General features: G+C 70.8%; 15 protein-coding genes. 6 read left to right on the forward strand and 9 right to left on the reverse strand.

The annotated features are described in order from the left end of the window. Window positions 1–155: 155 nt before the first annotated feature. Window positions 156–3,764 carry an AsmA family protein gene (locus tag ACO07Z_RS15840; protein WP_421699585.1) on the forward strand — a complete coding sequence of 1,203 codons (3,609 nt, stop codon included), beginning with the start codon at window positions 156–158 and terminating at the stop codon, window positions 3,762–3,764. Between the two features lie 6 nt (window positions 3,765–3,770). Here ACO07Z_RS15840 and serB read toward each other — a convergent pair whose 3' ends face one another. Beyond that, window positions 3,771–4,664, reverse strand: coding sequence for a phosphoserine phosphatase SerB (gene serB / locus ACO07Z_RS15845; protein WP_421699586.1), 894 nt, complete (start codon window positions 4,662–4,664; stop codon window positions 3,771–3,773). A 50-nt stretch (window positions 4,665–4,714) separates the two neighbouring features. Here serB and miaA point away from each other — a divergent pair, with 50 nt between their 5' ends. Then, window positions 4,715–5,665, forward strand: a complete 951-nt coding sequence (gene miaA / locus ACO07Z_RS15850; RefSeq protein ID WP_421699587.1) for a tRNA (adenosine(37)-N6)-dimethylallyltransferase MiaA — start codon at window positions 4,715–4,717, stop codon at window positions 5,663–5,665. 4 nt (window positions 5,666–5,669) lie between these two features. Here the strand turns inward: miaA and ACO07Z_RS15855 are convergent, their stop codons facing one another. The 3 genes from ACO07Z_RS15855 to purE form a co-directional block, all read right to left on the reverse strand. Continuing rightward, a complete protein-coding gene (locus ACO07Z_RS15855; RefSeq protein WP_421699588.1) occupies window positions 5,670–6,611 on the reverse strand; it encodes a sulfite oxidase heme-binding subunit YedZ in 942 nt (313 codons plus the stop codon). A 153-nt stretch (window positions 6,612–6,764) separates the two neighbouring features. Then, window positions 6,765–7,859, reverse strand: a complete 1,095-nt coding sequence (locus tag ACO07Z_RS15860) for a 5-(carboxyamino)imidazole ribonucleotide synthase (protein ID WP_421699589.1) — start codon at window positions 7,857–7,859, stop codon at window positions 6,765–6,767. After that, complete coding sequence (gene purE, locus ACO07Z_RS15865; RefSeq protein WP_421699590.1) at window positions 7,856–8,365, reverse strand: 5-(carboxyamino)imidazole ribonucleotide mutase; 510 nt, start codon at window positions 8,363–8,365, stop codon at window positions 7,856–7,858. Before purE ends, ACO07Z_RS15860 begins: the two co-directional genes overlap by 4 nt. Before the next feature lie 321 nt (window positions 8,366–8,686). Between purE and ACO07Z_RS15870 the strand changes: the two genes are divergently transcribed. Both ACO07Z_RS15870 and ACO07Z_RS15875 read left to right on the forward strand, forming a co-directional pair. Further along, entirely contained in the window at window positions 8,687–10,756 is a 2,070-nt protein-coding gene (locus ACO07Z_RS15870) for a L,D-transpeptidase family protein (protein ID WP_421699591.1), read from the forward strand. Window positions 10,757–11,013: 257 nt separating this feature from the next. Further along, window positions 11,014–12,672: a DUF882 domain-containing protein gene (locus ACO07Z_RS15875; protein ID WP_421699592.1), complete on the forward strand. Its 1,659-nt coding sequence runs from the start codon at window positions 11,014–11,016 to the stop codon at window positions 12,670–12,672. A gap of 62 nt (window positions 12,673–12,734) precedes the next feature. Here the strand turns inward: ACO07Z_RS15875 and ACO07Z_RS15880 are convergent, their stop codons facing one another. The 3 genes from ACO07Z_RS15880 to ACO07Z_RS15890 form a co-directional block, all read right to left on the reverse strand. Beyond that, complete coding sequence (locus ACO07Z_RS15880; RefSeq protein WP_018387757.1) at window positions 12,735–13,019, reverse strand: DUF2312 domain-containing protein; 285 nt, start codon at window positions 13,017–13,019, stop codon at window positions 12,735–12,737. A gap of 170 nt (window positions 13,020–13,189) precedes the next feature. Further along, on the reverse strand, window positions 13,190–13,492 hold the full coding sequence (locus tag ACO07Z_RS15885; protein ID WP_421699593.1) for a DUF1244 domain-containing protein: 303 nt from the start codon (window positions 13,490–13,492) through the stop codon (window positions 13,190–13,192). Window positions 13,493–13,519: 27 nt separating this feature from the next. Further along, entirely contained in the window at window positions 13,520–14,368 is an 849-nt protein-coding gene (locus tag ACO07Z_RS15890) for an N-formylglutamate amidohydrolase (protein ID WP_421699594.1), read from the reverse strand. Between the two features lie 173 nt (window positions 14,369–14,541). On the opposite strand from ACO07Z_RS15890, the gene ACO07Z_RS15895 reads away from it, so the two are divergent. Continuing rightward, a complete protein-coding gene (locus ACO07Z_RS15895; RefSeq protein WP_421699595.1) occupies window positions 14,542–15,834 on the forward strand; it encodes a glycerate kinase type-2 family protein in 1,293 nt (430 codons plus the stop codon). A gap of 82 nt (window positions 15,835–15,916) precedes the next feature. Next, entirely contained in the window at window positions 15,917–16,372 is a 456-nt protein-coding gene (locus ACO07Z_RS15900; protein WP_421699596.1) for a DUF1036 domain-containing protein, read from the forward strand. A 108-nt stretch (window positions 16,373–16,480) separates the two neighbouring features. Here ACO07Z_RS15900 and ACO07Z_RS15905 read toward each other — a convergent pair whose 3' ends face one another. Continuing rightward, window positions 16,481–18,031 carry a DegQ family serine endoprotease gene (locus ACO07Z_RS15905; protein WP_421699597.1) on the reverse strand — a complete coding sequence of 517 codons (1,551 nt, stop codon included), beginning with the start codon at window positions 18,029–18,031 and terminating at the stop codon, window positions 16,481–16,483. Between the two features lie 134 nt (window positions 18,032–18,165). Next, window positions 18,166–18,351 (reverse strand): DUF2065 domain-containing protein, encoded by a 186-nt coding sequence (locus ACO07Z_RS15910; protein ID WP_244450584.1) that lies wholly within the window; start codon window positions 18,349–18,351, stop codon window positions 18,166–18,168. Window positions 18,352–18,355: the final 4 nt, after the last annotated feature.

Here is an 18,355-nt window from a genome sequence, read left to right on the forward strand (position 1 = left end):
CGCGCGGGCCGTGCCGCGGTCCGCTCGCGGCTGTCTGCCTCAATTCGCGCCTTGCACATACCGCTAAGAACGCGAAAATTATCAACCATCTAGCGTAGAGTGGTCGGGCATCCGCCAGCGGGCGGGACGCCGGGGCCGAAGGGCCGGAGGAACGCGTGCAGAACCTGCTGTTGACGATTGCGGGCGCGATCATACTGGCCGTCGCGGCGGCCTTCGCAGCGCCGTTCGTCGTCGACTGGTCGCAGTGGCGGTCGGTGTTCGAGGCGCAGGCGGCCCGGACGATGGGTGCGCCGGTCATCATCCGCGGCCCGATCGACGCGCAGATTCTCCCCACGCCGCGCGTCGTTTTGCGCGACGTTTCCATAGGTCTTGATGGCGGCGGAACCTCGCTGTCGGCGGCGGAACTTTCCGGCCGGCTTAATCTTGGGGCGTTGATGCGCGGCGACGTGGTGGCCGAGCAGGTCACACTGCTGCGGCCGCGCGCTCGCTTAGTTATTGATAATGCAGGAAAAATCTCGCTTCCGACCGGCGCCGCCCGCCCGGCGGGGTTCAGCGTCGCCCAGCTCTCCGTCCTGGACGGCAGCTTCGAACTGCTGGACCGCGCCAATCAGCGCGCGTTCAAGCTCGACGACGTGGACCTTACCGGCGAAGTCGGCGGTTCGATGGGACCGATAAAACTGGATGGTGAGGCCGATGCGGCCGGTCTGCGCCGGCGGGTGCGGCTGAATGTGTCGGCCTTCGCCGCCGACGGCACCGCCAAGCTACGGCTCAGCGCACAGAATGTCGGCTCGCCGCTCAGCGTCGACGCGGACGGGGTGCTGAACCTTGCCGGTGGCGCGCCGAGCTTTCGCGGCCGGGCGGCGCTGGTGCGCACTGCCGCCCCCGCTGCCAGTCCCACGGGCGGCGACCCGCTCAAGGCCTGGAGTCTCGCCGCCAAGGTGGATGCAACACCGCAGACCGTCGCCGCCACCGATCTCAGCCTGACGCTCGACGCCGCCGAGCGCCCCGTGGCGCTGTCGGGCTCCGCCCGCCTGATCGCGGCCGGCCCCGGTGTCCCGGAATCGCGGCTCGATCTCACCCTTGCCGCCCGCCAGCTTGATCTTGCCGCGCTGACCGGCGGCGCGACGCCGCTGGCGGCGACCGATGCGCTGGCGCGGCTGCTGGCGCCGCTCGCCGATCTCGCCATGGTCGGCTCGCTCGATCTCTCCAGCGACACGGTGCTGCTCGCCGGGGCGGCGGCGCGCGAGGTGAAGGCCGGGCTCGACTGGTCGCCCGGCGGCTGGCGCGCCCGCACGCTGGAGGCGCGGCTGCCCGGTGGGGCGCGGATCGCGCTTTCCGGCACCCTGCCGCGCGTGGCCGGCACCGGTGACCCCAATGCGGCGCTGTTCGGTGGCACGGGCGTGCTGGAGGCGCAGGATCTGCCGGGCTTCGTCGCCTGGGCGGTGCCGCAGGCCAGCGGGCTGGTGGCGAGCCTGCCGGCCGGGGCGGCGCGGCTTGCCGGCGACCTCAGCGTCAGTGCCGGCGGTTTCGCGCTCGACAAGCTGGAGCTTGCCGCCGGCGAGAGCCGTTTTGCCGGGACCGCCGCCTACACACTGCCGGTGGCGCCGGGGCGCGGGCGCATCGATGCGGTGCTGACCACTTCGGATGTCGATGTCGACGCGCTGCTGCCGCCGATGCAGAAGCTGGTGGCGCTCGGGCTCGGGACGACCGATCTCAATCTCAGCGTCGGCGGCCGGCAGGTGCGGCTTGCTGGCGGCAGCGCCCGCAGTCTCGATCTCATCCTCAAGGGCACGTCGGAGGGGCTCGGCATCGAGCGCCTGGCGCTGGAGGATTTCGCCGGGCTCGATCTCACCGGTAGCGGACGGCTCGCTGCCCTCGGCGACGATCGCGCCGGCACGGCGCGCTTCTCCGCCAAGCTCACCGGCCGGCGGGCCGAGGGCCTGCCGGGCCTTGCCGGGGCGTTCGGCCTCACCCGCATCGAACCCTTCCTTTCCGCCGCGCAGGCGAGCCTCGCGCCCGTCGACCTCACCCTCACTCTGGTGTCGCAGGACGGGCGCACCACGGTGGATGCCGGCGGCCGGCTTGGCGGTCTTTCCGGCACCGGGAAGCTCGGCTTTGCCGCCGATGGCAGCCTGAGCGGACAGGTCGCGCTCGATGCCAGCGACGGCAGCGCGGTGCTCACCAGCGCTGGCGTGCCGGGGCTGCGGCCCACTCTCGGCCCGGCGCGGCTTACCCTCGATCTCGACCAGCGGGTCGTGGCGACGCTCGAATTTGCCGGCGCGCGGCTGCGCGCGGAAGGCAAGGCGGCGCTCGATGCCGCCGGGCGGCTTGAACCCGACCTCGCCCTGACGCTGGACGCCGCCGACCTCACCGCCCTGCTGCCGCAGCGGGCCAACGCCGCTGCCGGCGCCGTGCCGGCCCGCGTCACCGGCACGCTGACCCGCGCGGGTGAGGAATGGCGCATTGGCAGATTGGCCGGGACGCTGGGCGCGCAGCGTCTCGACGGCACGCTCGCCTATACGCCGGGTCAACCGCTGCGGGCGGCACTCAACCTGCCGCAATGGAGCCTCGCGCCGGCGCTCGCGCTTGCCGTCGGCGCTTCCGATGGCGGCGCGGCGGAAGGATGGTCACGGGCGGGCTTCGGGCCGGCCGCCGGGGCCTTCGCTGCCGATGTGACGCTGAATGTCGGGCGCTTCGATCTTCCCGGCGGGCTGATGCTGGGCGAGGCGAAAGTGGCGGCGCGGCTGAGCGAGGGGCGCCTCGCGGTGGAGAGCGCGAATGGCGCGCTCGCCGGCGGGAATTTCGCCGGCAAGTTCAACCTCGCCCGCACCGGCCAGACGATGCAGTTCGACGGACGGCTTGCCCTGACCAATGCCGACAGCGCCGCGCTGTTCGCCGCCCTCGGCGTGACGCAGCCGAAGCTTCGCGGCCGCGTGAGCACCACGCTCGACCTCACCGGACGCGGCACTTCGCCCTTCGCGCTGGCCAGCCAGTTGCAGGGGCAGGGCAGCGTGGCGGTCGAGGGGCTGGAAATCGACCAGAGCGACCCGAAGGCGCTGCAATATGTGATGCTGGCGACCGAACGCGGGCCGCCGCCGGACCAGCAGCGCCTGGCTCAGCTGCTCAGCGACGGGCTGGCGCGGGCGCCGCTGAAGCTGGCGCGGGCGGAGAGCGCGGTCAGCGTGGTGGATGGCATCGCCCGCACCAGCGCCGCCCGGCTCGCGGTGGGTGAGCAGCGCTTCGGCCTGAGCGGGGCGCTGGACATTCCCGCCCTGACCTTCGAGGCGACGCTGGAAATGCAGGATGTCGCCAATGCCGGCCTGCCCGCCGCGCCGGCGGCGGCGGTGCAATGGCGTGGCCCGCTGACGGCGCCGGAGCGCCGTTTCGACCTCACCGCGCTCACCACCGCCATCAATATGCGGGCGCTGGAGCGGGAGACGCGGCGGCTGGAAGCGGAATATGGCCGCACGCCGCTGACCGATGGCGGGCAGCCAACCGACGCGCCGCCGGTGCGCCGCCCCACGCCGCAGGCCGCGCCGCGTGCCGGTGGCGCCGCCGTGGCCCCGCGGGCAACGCCGCAGCCGGCCGCGCCCCGCGCGCCTGCTAGTGCCGCCCGGCCGGCGGCGCCGCAATCCTATTACGGCCAATACACCGCGCCCGGGCAGAGCGCGCCGGGAAGCGCCGCCCCGCCGCTGGCCCCGCCGGTGGACATTCCCAACGACCCGCTGCGCAACCCGATCATCCTGCCGCCGCTGGCGCCATGACGCGGCTTAGGCGGCGATGAATTCCTCGGCCGCATAGCCCTGGAGATAGAGCAGGGCGGTGAGGTCGCCATGGTCGATCCGCACCTGGGCCGCCGCAGCGACGGCGGGCTTGGCGTGGTAGGCGACGCCGAGGCCGGCTTCGCCGATCATGGCGAGATCGTTTGCCCCGTCGCCCACGGCCAGCGTGTCGCCATGGCCAAGGCCGAGGGATGTGCGCAGCTCCACCAGCGCGGCGAGCTTGGCCTCGCGGCCGAGGATCGGCTCTTCGACCAGCCCGGCGAAGGCCTCGCCGTCGGCCACCAGCACATTGGCGCGGTGGGCGTCGAAGCCGATCAATTCCGCCACGCGCTCGGTAAAGAGGGTGAAGCCGCCGGACACCAGCAGCGTGTGGGTGCCCTGCGCCTTCATGGTGCGGACCAGCGCGGTGCCGCCCGGGGTGAGGCGGATGCGCGCGGCGATGACCTCGTCGACGACGGCGAGCGGCAGGCCCTTGAGCAGCGCCACGCGCTCGCGCAGCGCCGGCTCGAAGGCGATCTCGCCGCGCATGGCGCGCTCGGTGATGGCGGAGACATGCGCCTTCATCCCAGCATAGTCGGCGAGCTCGTCGATGCATTCCTGGCCGATCATGGTCGAATCCATGTCGGCGAGGAACAGCTTCTTGCGCCGTCCTTCCGCCGGCAGCAGCGCCACGTCTACCGGGGCGTCGCCCAGCGCCGCGCGCAGGGTCGCGAGATCCGCGCCGTCGGCGCAGGCGATTTCCGCCGCGACGCCAGGGTTGAGCCAGCGCGCCGGGCCGGGCGAGGGGAGGGCGGCGCGGGCGCGGGCGAGCAGCGCCTCATCCACCGCCGGGGCGGCGGGAGAGGAGATGAAAACGGCGACAAGCGGCAGGGAGTGCGACATGGCAGCGACTGGGACCTTGCCGCCGGGCCGGCGTCGGGCAAAAAGGCAGGATGGAAACCCGGAAGAGCGAGGCGGGCGTGACTGAGAATGCTGCGCGCCCGCGCGCCGTGCTTATTGCAGGACCGACGGCGAGCGGCAAGTCGGCGCTGGCGCTCGCTTTGGCGGAGCGGGTGGGCGGCGTTGTCATCAATGCCGATTCCATGCAGGTCTATCGCGACCTCAGGGTGCTCTCGGCGCGTCCGACCCCGCAGGAGGAGGCGCGGGCGCCGCACCGTCTCTATGGCCATGTCGATGGCGGTGACGAGTATTCCGTGGCGCGGTGGCTGGAAGACGCGGCGGCGGTGCTGGCCGAGGCGGAGCGCGCAGGGTGGCTGCCGATCGTGACCGGCGGCACCGGGCTTTACTTCAAGGCGCTCACCCAGGGGCTCTCGCCGATTCCGTCGATTCCGGAGGCTGTCCGCGCCCGCGTGCGCGGCCTCGACCTCGATGCGTCGGGGCTGCACGCGCGGCTGGCGGCGGTGGACCCGGAGACGGCGGCGCGGCTGCGTCCTTCCGACACGCAGCGGCTGATGCGGGCGATGGAGGTGTTCGAGGCGACGGGACGGCCGCTGGCGCAGTGGCAGCAGGCGCCCGCCGAGGCGCCGGTGCTGGCGGCGGAAAGCACGGTGCGGCTGTTCCTTTCCACCGACCGGACGGTCCTGCGCGCCCGCATCGCCGAGCGCTTCCACGCCATGATGGCGGAGGGGGCACTGGAGGAGGCTCGGGCGCTGCTGGCGCGCGGCCTGCCGGCGGACCGACCGCTGCTCAAGGCGCATGGCATGCCGTGGTTCGCGCGCCATCTCTCCGGGGAGATCACGCGGGAAGCCGCGATAGAGGGGGCGATCCTCGACACGCGCCACTACGCCAAGCGGCAGGATACCTGGTTCCGCCACCAGCTGGAGGGCTGGACCGCCCTGCCGAAGGAAGAGGCCGGCGCGTGGCTGGCGCGCGCGGTCGGCTGACCCTTTACGCCCGTGCGGTGCGGCGGACGGGAAGGGGCCGCAGCCGCAGGGCGATGTCGCTCAGCACCGCGACGCCGAGGCCGGCGCCGGCGACCCACCAGCTGGGGCTGATGGCATAGGCGAAGGAGAGGTTCGCCTGCAGCACCCGCAGAGGGTCGATGCCGGTGGCGGCGGCGTACCAGCCGGCCTCGATCAGCGCGGTGAGCAGGCCTGAGGCGGCGGCCAGCGCCAAGAGGTTGAGAAAGCCGGTGCCGCGCCCGTAAGCCTGCAGCACCCGCCAGCCCATCAGCCAGACGAACAGGCCGGTCATCAGCACCGGCTGGGTCACGTCGAGCTTCTGCTGCATGAAGAAGTGCAGCAAAGCGAGCGCGGTGGCGGGGTAGACCAACTGGTGCAGCCGGTTCCAGCGCGCCGCGCCGAGCCGGCGGATCGCCCCATCCCACGAGGTCGCCGACAGCGCGGCAAAGGCCAGCATGGCGATGAAGCCGATGGTGAGATAAATGCGCAGCACGATCTCGCTCGCCGCCGTGGCGAGGCTGCCGACATCGACGAGATAGACGGCGAGATGCGCGCCGATGAGCGCGGCGGCGCCGAGGCCGAGGGTGCGGCGGGTCAGCAGAAGTTTCGGCGCGTTGAACAGGCGCCGCGCCGGCGTGACCGCGAGCGAGAGCAGCAGCAGCCGGATCGCCCAGTCGCCGACGAAATGAATGACCTGGATCAGCGGACGCGCGCCCAGCGCCGCCTCGCCGCCCAGCCCGCCCCCGGCCGCCGGCCCGCCGAGCCCGCTGCCGCCCAAACCGGCACCCCCCAGTCCGGGTGGCTCGGAGGCAGCGAAGCCGCCGCTGAGGATCTGTGCCAGCAGCAGGCCGAAGGGCAGCAGCACGACCGCCAGCGCGCCGATTTTCTCGGGGCTGAGCTTGCCGGAATTCTCGCGCAGGAAGGGCATGGACGGGTCCGCTCGGGTCGGTGACGGTCCTGCCTATACGCCCCTGGCGACGGCGGAATTTCAACGGCGCCGCGCACGAAGGCGTGAGCGGCTGTGCCCCGCCGTGCGAAGCGGCAAAAGGCGCGGGGCGGAGGGGCGCTCCGCCCGCGCGGCCTAGTCTTCCTCGAAGATGCGCGTCACATGGCCCATCTTGCGGCCGGGGCGGGCTTCCGCCTTGCCATAGAGGTGCAGATGCGCGCCGGGCTCATCCAGCAGATCGCGCCAGCTGTCGGCCTCGTCGCCGATGAGATTGGTCATCTCGACACGGCCGAGCCGCTCCACCGCGCCGAGCGGCCAGCCGGCGATGGCGCGCACATGCTGCTCGAACTGGCTGGTGAGCGCCCCGTTCAGCGTCCAGTGGCCGGAATTGTGCACGCGCGGGGCGATCTCGTTGACGATGACGCCCTGCGCGCCGTCCACCACCACGAGGAACATCTCCACCGCGAACACGCCGACATAGCCGAGCGATTCGCCGATGCGCCGGGCGATCTCGCGGGCGACCGCGTCCACTGCCGGGGTCACATCGGCCGGGACCGTGGAGCGGAACAGGATGTGATGGCGGTGCTCGTTCTCCGTCACTTCATAGGCCTTGAAGCGGCCATCCTCGGTGCGGGCGGCGACCACGGAGACTTCGCGTTCGAACGGCACGAAGCCTTCGAGGATCGAGGGATGGCGGCCCACCGCCTTGAACGCGGCCGCGGCATCATCGCCCTCGCGGATGATCACCTGGCCCTTGCCGTCATAGCCGAAGCGGCGGGTCTTCAGCACCGCCGGGCGGCCGATCTCGGCGAGCGCCGCTTCCAGCTCCGCCTCGTCCTGCACGGCGGCGAAGGGTGCGGTCTCGATGCCGAGGCGGGAGACGAAGGTCTTCTCTTCCAGCCGATCCTGGGTAATGCCCAGCGCCCGCGCGCCCGGATGCACCGGCACATGGCGGGAGAGAAACTCGGCGGTGTAGACCGGCACGTTCTCGAATTCATAGGTGACGACATCGACCGACTTGGCGAAGCGCTCCAGCGCGGCGAAGTCGTCATAGGCGGCGCGGGTGTGGGTGCCGGCCACGTCGAAGGCGGGGCTGCCCTCTTCCGGCGCGTAGATATGCGCCTTCAGGCCGAGCGGGGCGGCGGCGAGGGCGATCATGCGGGCGAGCTGGCCGCCGCCGAGAATGCCGATCGTGTCGCCGGGCGCGAGAATCTTCGGTTCCGTGCTCATTCCGGGCGCTCCGTCACGGCGGCGGTGCGGGCGGCGCGCCATTCCGCCAGCCGGGTCGCCAGCGCGTCGTCGGTGAGGGCGAGCACGGCGGCGGCGAGCAGCGCGGCATTGGTGGCGCCGGCCTTGCCGATGGCGAGCGTACCGACCGGAATGCCCGCCGGCATCTGCACGATGGAATAGAGGCTGTCGACACCCGAAAGCGCCTTGGATTCGACCGGCACGCCGAACACCGGCAGCGTGGTGAGCGAGGCGACCATGCCCGGCAGATGCGCCGCGCCGCCGGCACCGGCGATGATCACCTTTGTCCCCGCCGCCTTCGCGGCTTTGGCGAAGGTGAACATGCGTTCGGGCGTGCGGTGGGCCGAGACGATGCGGCAGTCATGGCCGACACCGAGCGCGTCCAGCGTCTCGGCGGCGTGGCGCATCGTGTCCCAGTCCGACTGGCTGCCCATGATGATGGCGACGGGTCGATGGTCGGCGGCCGTTCCGGCCGTCAGGTCGCTCATTCTGCTTTCCGCCCCTTTCAGGAAAGGCGCGGATTATAGGAATCGCGGGCGCGGGAGCAAGGGAAGATGACGGCACACCGCATCGTCTTAAGCGGCCTTACCGAGGGGCTGGCCGAGCCGCTGCGCGAAGCGTCGCAACGTGCCATGCTTAACACCGCCTTTACCATACCGGGGCAGAGTGCCGGGCGAGAGATTCCCCGGGGATCCGCCTGCCGTGTTCGTGAGTTGAACCCCGTGTGGGCTATGGTCTGATCGTCGCCGATTCCCAGCGGGAGCGGCACGGCCAGGCGACCCCGGTGGGTAACAGGCGGAGAGAAGTCAATGTCCGGTCGCGGCGCTGTTGATACGGTCGAAAACAAAGGCGCCACGGCACGCGGGACAACCGCGCGGCGCGTTCTGGCGGCTTCGGCCGGCCTGCTGCTGGCCACGGTGAGCAGCGCGGGGCTGAGCGTCCAGGCGCAGCAGGCGCCCGGCAGTATCGTCGCCGTCGACCGCGCCGGCCAAGGAACCGGCGAGGCCCCCGCTGGGGCCACCACCTCCTCCGAGAACGTGTCCCCTGCCGCCGCGACCGCGAGCCTCGTGCGCCCCGGCGAGCCGGCGGCGCCGCTGCCATCCATCGCGACGGAGGCGCCGCATTTCGATGCCGCCGATCCCGCCCGCCCCAGCCCGGCGCGCAGCGCCGCGCTGGCGGCGCCGAGCCCGGCCGAGCCGCTTCCCGCCGTGCCGGTCGATGCCAGCCCTGCGGCCGCCTTGCCGGCCGCGCCCAGCGTTGGCAATGGCGCGCCGGGCGTTGGCGAAGGCACGTCCGGCGGCCCCGCGCCCGCCGCGCCGACTGAGACCGCCGAATCGGCGTTCTCCCGCCAGCTCGCCGCGCTGATCGGCAATTCGCTGCCGCGCTTTTCCACCCGCCCGGCGGACCGTGAGGCGCTGGCCACCTTCTACACCGCGCGTGGCTTCCAGCCGGTGTTCACGCAGGAGGGCGGCGTTTCCCCGCTCGGTCAGGCGGCCATCGACACGTTCGCCGCTGCCGCCAGCGAAGGGCTCGACCCGACCGACTATGCCCTGCCGCCGCTGCCGGCGACGGCCGATGCGGGCCAACGCGCCGAAGCCGAAATGCGGCTAGCCGCCACCGCGCTGCTTTATGCCCGGCACGCGCAGAGCGGCCGGTTCGACCCGAAGAAGCTCTCCAAGGATGTCGACCCGAACCCGACCGTGCCCGATTCGGCCGATGTGCTGGCCCGGCTCGCCGGCGCGCCGGATGCGGCGGCGGCGCGCGCCGTGCTGGCGAGCTTCGCTCCGCAATACCCGCAATATCTGCTGCTGAAAGAACAGCTGGCGCGGCATATGGCCCGGGAACAGGCCGTTTCCCACGCGCCGATCCCGCCCGGCCCCTCGGTGCGCCCCGGTGAGAGCGACCCGCGCGTGCCGCTGCTGCGGGCGCGGCTGGGTGTCGAGCCGCGCGGGGACGGCGAGGTCTATGACACGGCGCTGGTGCGCGCCGTGGAGGATTTCCAGCGCCAGGCTGGCCTTGCTGCCGACGGCATTGTCGGGCGCGGCACGGTGGCGGCGCTAAACGACACGGGCGGCGACCCGGTGCCGGACATCATCGCAAATATGGAGCGCTGGCGCTGGGTGCCGCACGAGGTGGCGCCGACCTATGTGATCGTCAACATTCCCGAATTCATGGTGCGCATCATCGTCGATGGCGGCACGGTGCATGAAACGAGGGTGGTGGTCGGCAAGCCCGAGAGCCCGACGCCGATCCTCGACGAGACGATGCAGTATGTGGTGTTCAACCCCTCCTGGCATGTGCCGCCCAGCATCATGCGCAACGAGATGCTGCCCAAGCTGCAGGCCGACCCCTATGCGCTGCAGCGCCAGGGAATCGACGTGGTGCGCAATGGCCGGGTGGTCGACCCCGGCATGGTGGACTGGCGCCGGGGCACGCAGGGCTATTCGTTCCGCCAAGAGCCGGGCGAGCGTAACGCGCTGGGGCGGATGAAATTCATGTTCCCCAACAAGCACTCGGTCTATCTGCACGACACGCCGAGCCGGGCTCTGTTCGCCCGCGATCGCCGCGCCTTCAGCCATGGCTGCGTGCGGGTGCACGAGCCGATGGCCTTCGCCGAGGCGCTGTTCGCCCTTGGCCTGCCCAAGGAGGGATGGACCGAGCAGCGCCTGTCGCGCCTGCTCGGCGGCAATGAGCGCTCGCTCACGCTGAAGAACAAATTCCCGATCCACCTCGTCTATTTCACCAGCTTCGTCGATTCTGCCGGGCAATTGGTGACGCGCGAGGACCTCTACGGCATCAACGCCGCCACCAAAGCGCAGCTCGGGCTTGACGGGGCGCGTCGCTTCGCCGAGCAGGGGAAGCCGGCGCTGCGGCGCTGACGGCAGCCCCGCACCAGCCCCTGTGGCTAGGAAGAGACGGTCGAGCGCAAAGAGGCGTGGCGGGAGGTAATCGCACGCGAATTTGACGCGCTGGCACTCTTTTGCCACAGTCACTTTTTAGTGCGAGAGACAACAGGCGTGGGGGCTGGGGTCGTAAGGACCTCTTAACCAAACCCGAGAAGACTGTGTTCACCATGCGCGGTACGGGCGCTTCCGCCCGCACCGTCCCAGGAAACGTTGAGTTCGGGTTCAAGCTGTTGCGATTTTCCGCCCTCCGCTCGTCCAAGCTGGCCAAGGCCGCTCTTCTCGCGGCGCTTGCCACGCTGTGTGGCGCCGATCTGCTGCAGGATGCGGTGGCCAATGGCGACACCCGCACGCTCAGCCTCCACCATGTCCATTCCGGCGAGAGCGCCACCATCACCTTCAAGCGCAATGGCCGCTACGACCCGGCGGCGCTGAAGCAGCTCAACGTGCTGTTGCAGGATTGGCGGCGCAAAGAGCCGACCAACATGGACCCGCGCCTGTTCGACATCGTCTGGGAGGTCTATCGCGAGACCGGCGCCACCCAGCCGATCCAGGTGATCGGCGGCTACCGTTCCCCGGCGACCAACGCCATGCTGCGCTCGCGCTCGCGCGGCGTTGCCCAGACCAGCCTGCACATGCAGGGGCGGGCGATGGATTTCTACATTCCCGGCGTGCCGCTGGCGAAGATTCGCGAGGCCGGGCTGCGGCTGCAGCGCGGCGGCGTCGGCTTCTACCCCACCTCCGGCTCGCCCTTCGTCCATCTCGACACTGGCGGCATCCGCCACTGGCCGCGCATGAGCCGGCCGGAACTCGCCCGCGTCTTCCCGGATGGGCGCACCGTGCATGTGCCGGCGGACGGCAAGCCGATGCCGGGCTATGCGCAGGCGCTGGCGGCGGTGGAAGCGCGCGGCAGCGAGCCCGGCGGCGCCGGCGCGGCCTTCGCCGGTCTGTCCGGCGGCAATGATCCCAAGCGCAAGGGCGCGCCGGTCAAGAACATTTTCGCCGGCCTGTTCGGCAAGGATGGCGACGACGAGGAGGAGGCCGCCCCGGCCGTCGCCTCGGCCCCCGCCGAGGAGGCGCCGGCCCAGGTCGCCGCCGCTCCCATACCTGCCGCGCCGGCCCAGCTCGCGCTGGCCGCGCCCGTGCCCACACCGACGCCGCGCCCGTCGCTGCCGGCTGCTGCGGCGCCCATGGCGCCGTTTGAAGTGGCCTCGCTCGATTCCGTGCCGCTGCCGCAGCCCAATCCGCTGCCGCGTGGGACGATGGCCGCGGCGCCCGCGCCCCGTCCCGCTCCCGCGCCGGTCGCCGGCAAGGCGGACCTCGCCGCCCTCGCCGCCGCGATCCCGATGCCGGGCACGCCGGAGGCGAGCAATAGCCGGCAGATCGCCAGCGCCATCAGCGGCACGCCGCTTGCCGCCACCCGCCCGAGCGAGGTCGGTGGCCTACCGGAAGTGATCGTGCGCGGCACGCAGGGCGAAGGTCCGGCGCTGGCCTATGCCGACGCCGCCGGCAGCGTGTTCACCGCTCCACGCCTCCAGCCCGGCCGCGCGCCGGAGCCGGCCCCGGCGACCGTCGCCCGCACAGCGCCTCCCGCACCGGCAACCGCCGCCGCTGCCCCCGGGCGCAAGCCGCAGGCGCATTCGCAGGCGATGATCGCCGAGATCCGCCGCCTGTTCAGCGGCCCCAGCGTTGCCGGCGAGGTGTCCATGCATCTGCCGGAGCTGCGCCGCTTCAGCGCTTTCGTGCTGCCGCCGCGCCGCATCGTCGCCGCGCAGTTCAGTCGCGAGGGGGTGAAGGGGCTCTCCACCACGCGATTCTCCGGCGAGGCGGTGGTCGCCGTGCCGGTGGTTGCCATGATGACCGGCCCCGCCCCGCTCAAGAAGCCGCTTTAAACGGAACGGGCGGCCACTGGCCGCCCGGTCGGTTCGACAATGTCTGATGCGGCATGCCGGGCTCAGCTTTCGCCGAGCATCCCCAGCGCCTGCATATAGAGGTCGACGATCGCCTCGTGCTCGGCGCGCTGGTCGGCGTCCTGCTTGCGGATCTTCAGGATTTCCCGCAGTGCCTTGGTGTCGAAGCCGGTACCCTTGGCTTCGGCGAAGACATCCTTGATGTCGTCGGCAATGGTCTTCTTCTCTTCCTCAAGCCTCTCGATGCGCTCGATGAAGGATTTCAGCTGTTCCTTGGCGAAACCGGCGGCGGCATCGGACAAGGGCTGGTCGTTCGGAATATCGGACATGGTGTCTCCGGGGCAGCGGGCAGGGCCCGGCGTCTAGACGGCAATTCGGGCGGCGATAGGGAGCGCAAGCCGGGCGGGCCGTCAAGGCAATGGCGCATCTGCGCGCCTTTGCGCGGCAAGCTAGCCCCGCTATCCACCGCGAATCCGGGGAAAAGCTCCTCCTTGCCGGCTCAGTGCGGGCCGGGGCCGGGGAAAGCCGCCTTTTGCTCCGGCGTCGCCTCGCTCTGGTGGCGGGCCTTCCACTCCTCATAGGGCATGCCATAGACAGCCTCGCGGCTCTCGTCCTTGGTCATAACCACGTCCCGTTCCCTGGCCGCGTCGAGCAGCCAGTTGGACAGGCAGTTGCGGCAGAAGCCGGCCAGGTTCATCAGCGCGATGTTCTGCACATCGGTGCGCGCCTGCAGATGCGCGACGAGGCGGCGGAAGGCCGCGGCTTCCAGTTCGGTGCGGGTGGCGTCGTCGAGGTCGGTCATGGAAGTCTCCCGGGAGGTGTCGTCCCGTCAGATGGGGGGCACGGGGCCGGTGCGCGAGCCATAGCTGCGCACTTCGTGCAGTTCAGGCCGGGCAAGGAGGGCCGGCAGCAGCCCGGCGAGCCGGTCGGCCCAGGCGCGCTGGCCGTCGACCTCAGTGATCAGGTCCTGACGGATTTCGAGCAGCGTGTTGGCGAGGCCGCGCAGCGTGGCGTGGCGAAAAAGGCAGTCGCCGCGCAGCGCACCATCATAGGGCTCGTTGTCGCCGACGATGAGATCACCGGGGGCTTCCAGCGCGTCGATGAGCTCGCGGGTGAAGCGGGGATCGCTGTCCCACAGCACAGCGGCGTGCCAGGGCCGGGCCACGCCGCGCCAGACCGGAGTGAAGCTGTGAATCGACAGCAGCACCGGCACGATGCCCGCCGCCAGCGCGACCTCGATCTCGGCGGTGATGGCGTCGTGATAGGGGCGGTGGAACAGCGCCAGCCGGCGCTCGATCTCCGCCGCGTCGGCATGCCGGTTGCCGGGAACGACCGCGCCGTCGGAGAGCCGCATCACCAGCGTGGGATCGTCCTCGCCGCGATTGGGGTCGATGAGAAGCCGCGAGAAGCGCGAGAGAATGGCGGGGCAGCCGAGACGATGCGCCAGCATGCGGGTGACGCCGGCCGCGCCGATGTCGTAGCCGATATGCCGCTGCAACTCTGACTTCGGCAGGCCGAGCGAGCCATAGGCCGGCGGCAGGGCGTTGGAGGCGTGGTCGCACAGCAGGATAAGCCCGGCCTCCAGCGTTCCCGGAAGGCGCTCAAAGGCGGGGAACGGGTCCAAAGCGGGGGAGGCGCTGGCGGGCGCGGCGGAATCGTCCGTGGAGAGGCGGCGCATAATTGCCCGTGTGCTGCGGGGAAGTGTGCAGGAGGATATCGACGTGAGGCGTGGCGTGCCATAGGAATACGCCCGTTTCGCGTCGCGCGGCCGGGGATTCGCGCCCGCGCGCAATAAGCAATGGCCGGGCAAGAGACCGGCAGGAAGGCCTCCTTTGGGGCGGGGTGGGTGTGATGACGGACGTTTCGGCGCGTGATTTTCTCGATCGCCTGTTCACCGCTGCGGTTGCGGCCGCGCATCCTTCCACCTGTCTGCCGCCGGCGCTGCCGCCGCCTCCCGCCAATGGCCGCCTGATCCTGCTCGCCGCCGGCAAGGCCGCGGGCTCGATGCTGGAAGTCGCCGAGCGGCATTATCTCGACGAGATGGGCGTCGACCCCTCGCGGCTTCTCGGCATCGGCGTCGCCCGCCACGGCTATGGCCGGCCCACGCGCCAGCTGGAAATGGTCGAGGCCGGCCATCCCGTGCCGGATGCGGCGGGCCTCGCCGGGGCGCAGAAGGCGATCGACCTCGCCGCCTCCGCTACCGCCGACGATCTCGTGCTGGTGCTTCTCTCCGGCGGCGCTTCGGCCAACTGGATCGCGCCCGCTTTCGGCGTCGAGCTGGACGACAAGCGCGCGCTGACCCGCGCCCTGCTGCGCTCCGGCGCCAACATCACCGAGATCAATACGGTGCGGAAGCATCTCTCGCGCATCAAGGGCGGGCGCCTCGCGGCGCTGGCCCAGCCGGCGCGAGTGGTGACGCTTTCCGTCTCCGACGTGCCGGGCGACGACCCGGCGGTGATCGGCTCCGGCCCGACCGTGCCGGACCCGACCACGCTGGCGGAGGCGCGCGACGTGCTGGCCCGCTACCGCATCGATCCGCCGCCCTCCGTGGCGGTGGCGCTGCGCGACCCTGCCAACGAATCGCCCAAGCCCGGCGATGCGGCCTTCGCCGGTTCCGAGTACGTCCTCATCTCCCGCCCGGCTGATTCCTTCGTGGCGGCGGAGAAAATCGCCCGCGAGGCTGGCATCGAGCCGGTTCTCCTCGGCGACAATCTTGAAGGCGAGGCGCGCGAGGTCGCGGCCGCGCAGGCTGCCAAGGCGAAGGAGCTGAAGGCGGCCGGTCGCAAGGCGGTGCTGCTCTCCGGTGGCGAACTCACCGTCACCATGCGCGGCCAGGGCCGTGGGGGCCCGAACCAGGAATATGCGCTGGCGCTCGCCGTGGCGCTCGACGGCGCGGCGGGCATCTACGCCGTGGCCGGCGACACGGACGGCACCGATGGCGGCGGCGGCGACGCCTCCGATCCGGCCGGCGCCTATGTGATGCCGGACACGCTGGCGCGGGCGAAGGCGCAGGGTCTCGATCCTGCCGCCTTTCTCGCCAATAACGACTCCACCAGCTTCTTCGAGGCCCTCGGAGATCTGCTCACGCCGGGGCCGACCTGCACGAACGTCAATGATTTCCGAGCCGTTCTCGTCGACAAGTGACCCTGTTGCCGCTGCCGCCGCCCTCCCTCGGGGCGGCCGGCTGCGGGTGCCGCGTGGCGTGCTGACGCGGGCAGTGGGGGCGATGCTTCTTGCCATCCCGCTTCTCGCCGTGCTGATGCCGGCGCCGGCGGCGGCGGATTTCCGCCTGTGCAACCGCTCCAGCAGCCGCGTCGGCATCGCGCTCGGCTATAAGGACGGCAATAGCTGGGCGACCGAGGGCTGGTGGAACATCGGCGCCAATAGCTGCGAGACGCTGCTGCGCGGCGATCTGGTGGCGCGCTTCTATTATGTCTACGCCATCGACTACGATCTCGGCGGGGAATGGTCCGGCAAGGCCTTCATGTGTACCCGCGAGAAGGAATTCACCATTCGTGGCATCCAGGACTGCCTGGCGCGCGGCTTCGACCGCACCGGCTTCTTCGAAGTGGACACCCACGAGCAGAAGAGCTGGACGGTGCAGCTGACCGAGCGCAAGCCGGGCACCGCGGAGGCCGGCTCCGGCCTGCCCCCGCCGCCCATGCCGCAGGCGCGGCCCTGAGCACGTCGCATTCGCCCACATTGATCCGTCCTGACGAAAACACCCCGGAGCGGGCTCCGGGGCGCCGTCTCGTGCATGGATCGGCTGACGCGGCCTCGGCCGCGTGTGTCACTCGATCGGCAAGGCGGTGAAGCGAATCTGGCCTTCGGGATCGGCCACCATCAGCAGCGCGGAACGCCGGCCCTCCTTCTTCAGCGCGGCGAGGCGCTTCTCGACATCGCCAGGGGCGAGCATCGCTTCTTGATTGACCTCGACGATGAGGTTGCCCGGCGCGATGCCGCGCTCGGCCGCCACCGAGCCGGGCTCCACCGCCATGACCACGACGCCCTTGAGATCGTCCTTGATCTTGAAGCGGGTGCGCAGTTCCGGCGTCATCTCGGCCATCTCGACGCCCATCAGCTTGAGCGTGGTGACCGGCGGCGGCGCCTCGGGCTTCTTCTCCGGGGCGACGGCGGCGCTGGGAGAGGGCGTGCCCTCGTCGAGCCGGCCGACGGTGAGCTTGACCGTCTCCTGCTGGCCCTTGCGGATGACGATGACATCCACCTGCTTGTCCACCGGCGTGTCGGCGACGATGATCGGCAGTGCGCGCATGTCCTTCACCTCCTTGCCGTCGAAGGTGATCACCACGTCGCCGGCCTTGAGCCCGCCCTTGGCGGCGGGTCCATCCTCGGTCACCGAGCCGATGAGCGCGCCGCGCACGCGGTCGAGCGAGAGGCTCTCGGCGATTTCGGGCGTCACTTGCTGGATGCGCACCCCGATCCAGCCGCGCCGGGTTTCGCCGAACTCCTTGAGCTGGGCGATGATCGGGATGGCGGTGTTGGACGGAACGGCGAAGCCGATGCCGATGGAGCCGCCCGACGGCGAGATGATGGCGGTGTTGATGCCGATCACATCGCCTTCCATGTTGAACAGCGGGCCGCCGGAATTGCCGCGGTTGATGGCGGCGTCGGTCTGCAGGAAATTGTCGTAGGGGCCGGAATTGATGTCGCGGTTGCGGGCGGAGATGACGCCCACGGTGAGCGTGCCGCCCAGGCCGAACGGGTTGCCGACCGCCATCACCCAGTCGCCGACACGCAGAATGTCGGAATTGCCGAACTTCACCGCCTTCAGCGTCTTGCCGGCCTCCGGCGTCACCTTCAGAAGTGCGAGGTCGATCTTGGTGTCACGGCCGACGATCTCGGCCTTCAGCTTCGAACCGTCGGCGAAATTGGCGTAGACTTCGTCGGCATCGGCAATGACGTGGTTGTTGGTGACGATGTAGCCGCTGGCGTCGATGACGAAGCCGGAGCCGAGCGAGGAGACGCGACGGGGCCCCTGGCCCTCGCCCTGCTGCTGCCGGCGCTTGAAGAACTCCTCGAAGGGCGAGCCCGGCGGCAGCTCCGGCGTTGGCACGCTGCGCGAGGGGGCGACGGTCTGCGAGGTGGAGATGTTTACCACCGCGTCCATGATCTGGGCGGCGGTGTCGGCCACCGTGTCGGGGCCCTTGGTCGCCGCCGCACGGCCCGGCTGCGGCAACAGCGTCACCGAGAGGACAATTGCAAAGGCGAGAAGCGCGGCGCCGAGCCGCCGTGCCGGCGAGGCCTGTTCGGCGCTGCGGCCTGAGGCGAAGAGAGCGGGGGCGGAACGCGCAAGGCCGAGGCCCTCAAGGCATTTTGTCATGAAGCCTCCTTGACGCCGCCACGCGGAGCCGGGCGGCACGGCCCCTCATCCATTGGCCGTGCGCCCGAAGCTACAAGCGGCAAGGCGCGATGCAAGCCAAAAGAGCGCGAGGCGGGGTACGGAACCCCGCCTCGTCAGCCTCGGATAATCCACACAAGGGCAAGACCCAGAACGGCCCCGATGAGGCCGGCCACGCGCAAGGGCGAGTCGGACAATTGCGCGATGGCTTCGGCGGAGCGGCGCACCGCCGCCGGAGCGACGGCAAGCGCCAAACCTTCGATTACCAGCACAAGGCCGAGCGCGACGATGAAATCATACATCGTC

This window comes from Ancylobacter sp. (assembly GCF_965229075.1).
In the GTDB taxonomy this organism is placed as follows: domain Bacteria; phylum Pseudomonadota; class Alphaproteobacteria; order Rhizobiales; family Xanthobacteraceae; genus Ancylobacter.

Coding starts and splice junctions, on each gene's coding strand:
- serB (WP_421699586.1), bottom strand. CDS start 4,664: ATGTCGCACTCCCTGCCGCTTGTCGCCGTTTTCATCTCCTCTCCCGCC.
- miaA (WP_421699587.1), top strand. CDS start 4,715: ATGGAAACCCGGAAGAGCGAGGCGGGCGTGACTGAGAATGCTGCGCGC.
- ACO07Z_RS15855 (WP_421699588.1), bottom strand. CDS start 6,611: ATGCCCTTCCTGCGCGAGAATTCCGGCAAGCTCAGCCCCGAGAAAATC.
- ACO07Z_RS15860 (WP_421699589.1), bottom strand. CDS start 7,859: ATGAGCACGGAACCGAAGATTCTCGCGCCCGGCGACACGATCGGCATT.
- purE (WP_421699590.1), bottom strand. CDS start 8,365: ATGAGCGACCTGACGGCCGGAACGGCCGCCGACCATCGACCCGTCGCC.
- ACO07Z_RS15870 (WP_421699591.1), top strand. CDS start 8,687: ATGTCCGGTCGCGGCGCTGTTGATACGGTCGAAAACAAAGGCGCCACG.
- ACO07Z_RS15880 (WP_018387757.1), bottom strand. CDS start 13,019: ATGTCCGATATTCCGAACGACCAGCCCTTGTCCGATGCCGCCGCCGGT.
- ACO07Z_RS15885 (WP_421699593.1), bottom strand. CDS start 13,492: ATGACCGACCTCGACGACGCCACCCGCACCGAACTGGAAGCCGCGGCC.
- ACO07Z_RS15890 (WP_421699594.1), bottom strand. CDS start 14,368: ATGCGCCGCCTCTCCACGGACGATTCCGCCGCGCCCGCCAGCGCCTCC.
- ACO07Z_RS15895 (WP_421699595.1), top strand. CDS start 14,542: ATGACGGACGTTTCGGCGCGTGATTTTCTCGATCGCCTGTTCACCGCT.
- ACO07Z_RS15900 (WP_421699596.1), top strand. CDS start 15,917: ATGCTTCTTGCCATCCCGCTTCTCGCCGTGCTGATGCCGGCGCCGGCG.
- ACO07Z_RS15905 (WP_421699597.1), bottom strand. CDS start 18,031: ATGACAAAATGCCTTGAGGGCCTCGGCCTTGCGCGTTCCGCCCCCGCT.
- ACO07Z_RS15910 (WP_244450584.1), bottom strand. CDS start 18,351: ATGTATGATTTCATCGTCGCGCTCGGCCTTGTGCTGGTAATCGAAGGT.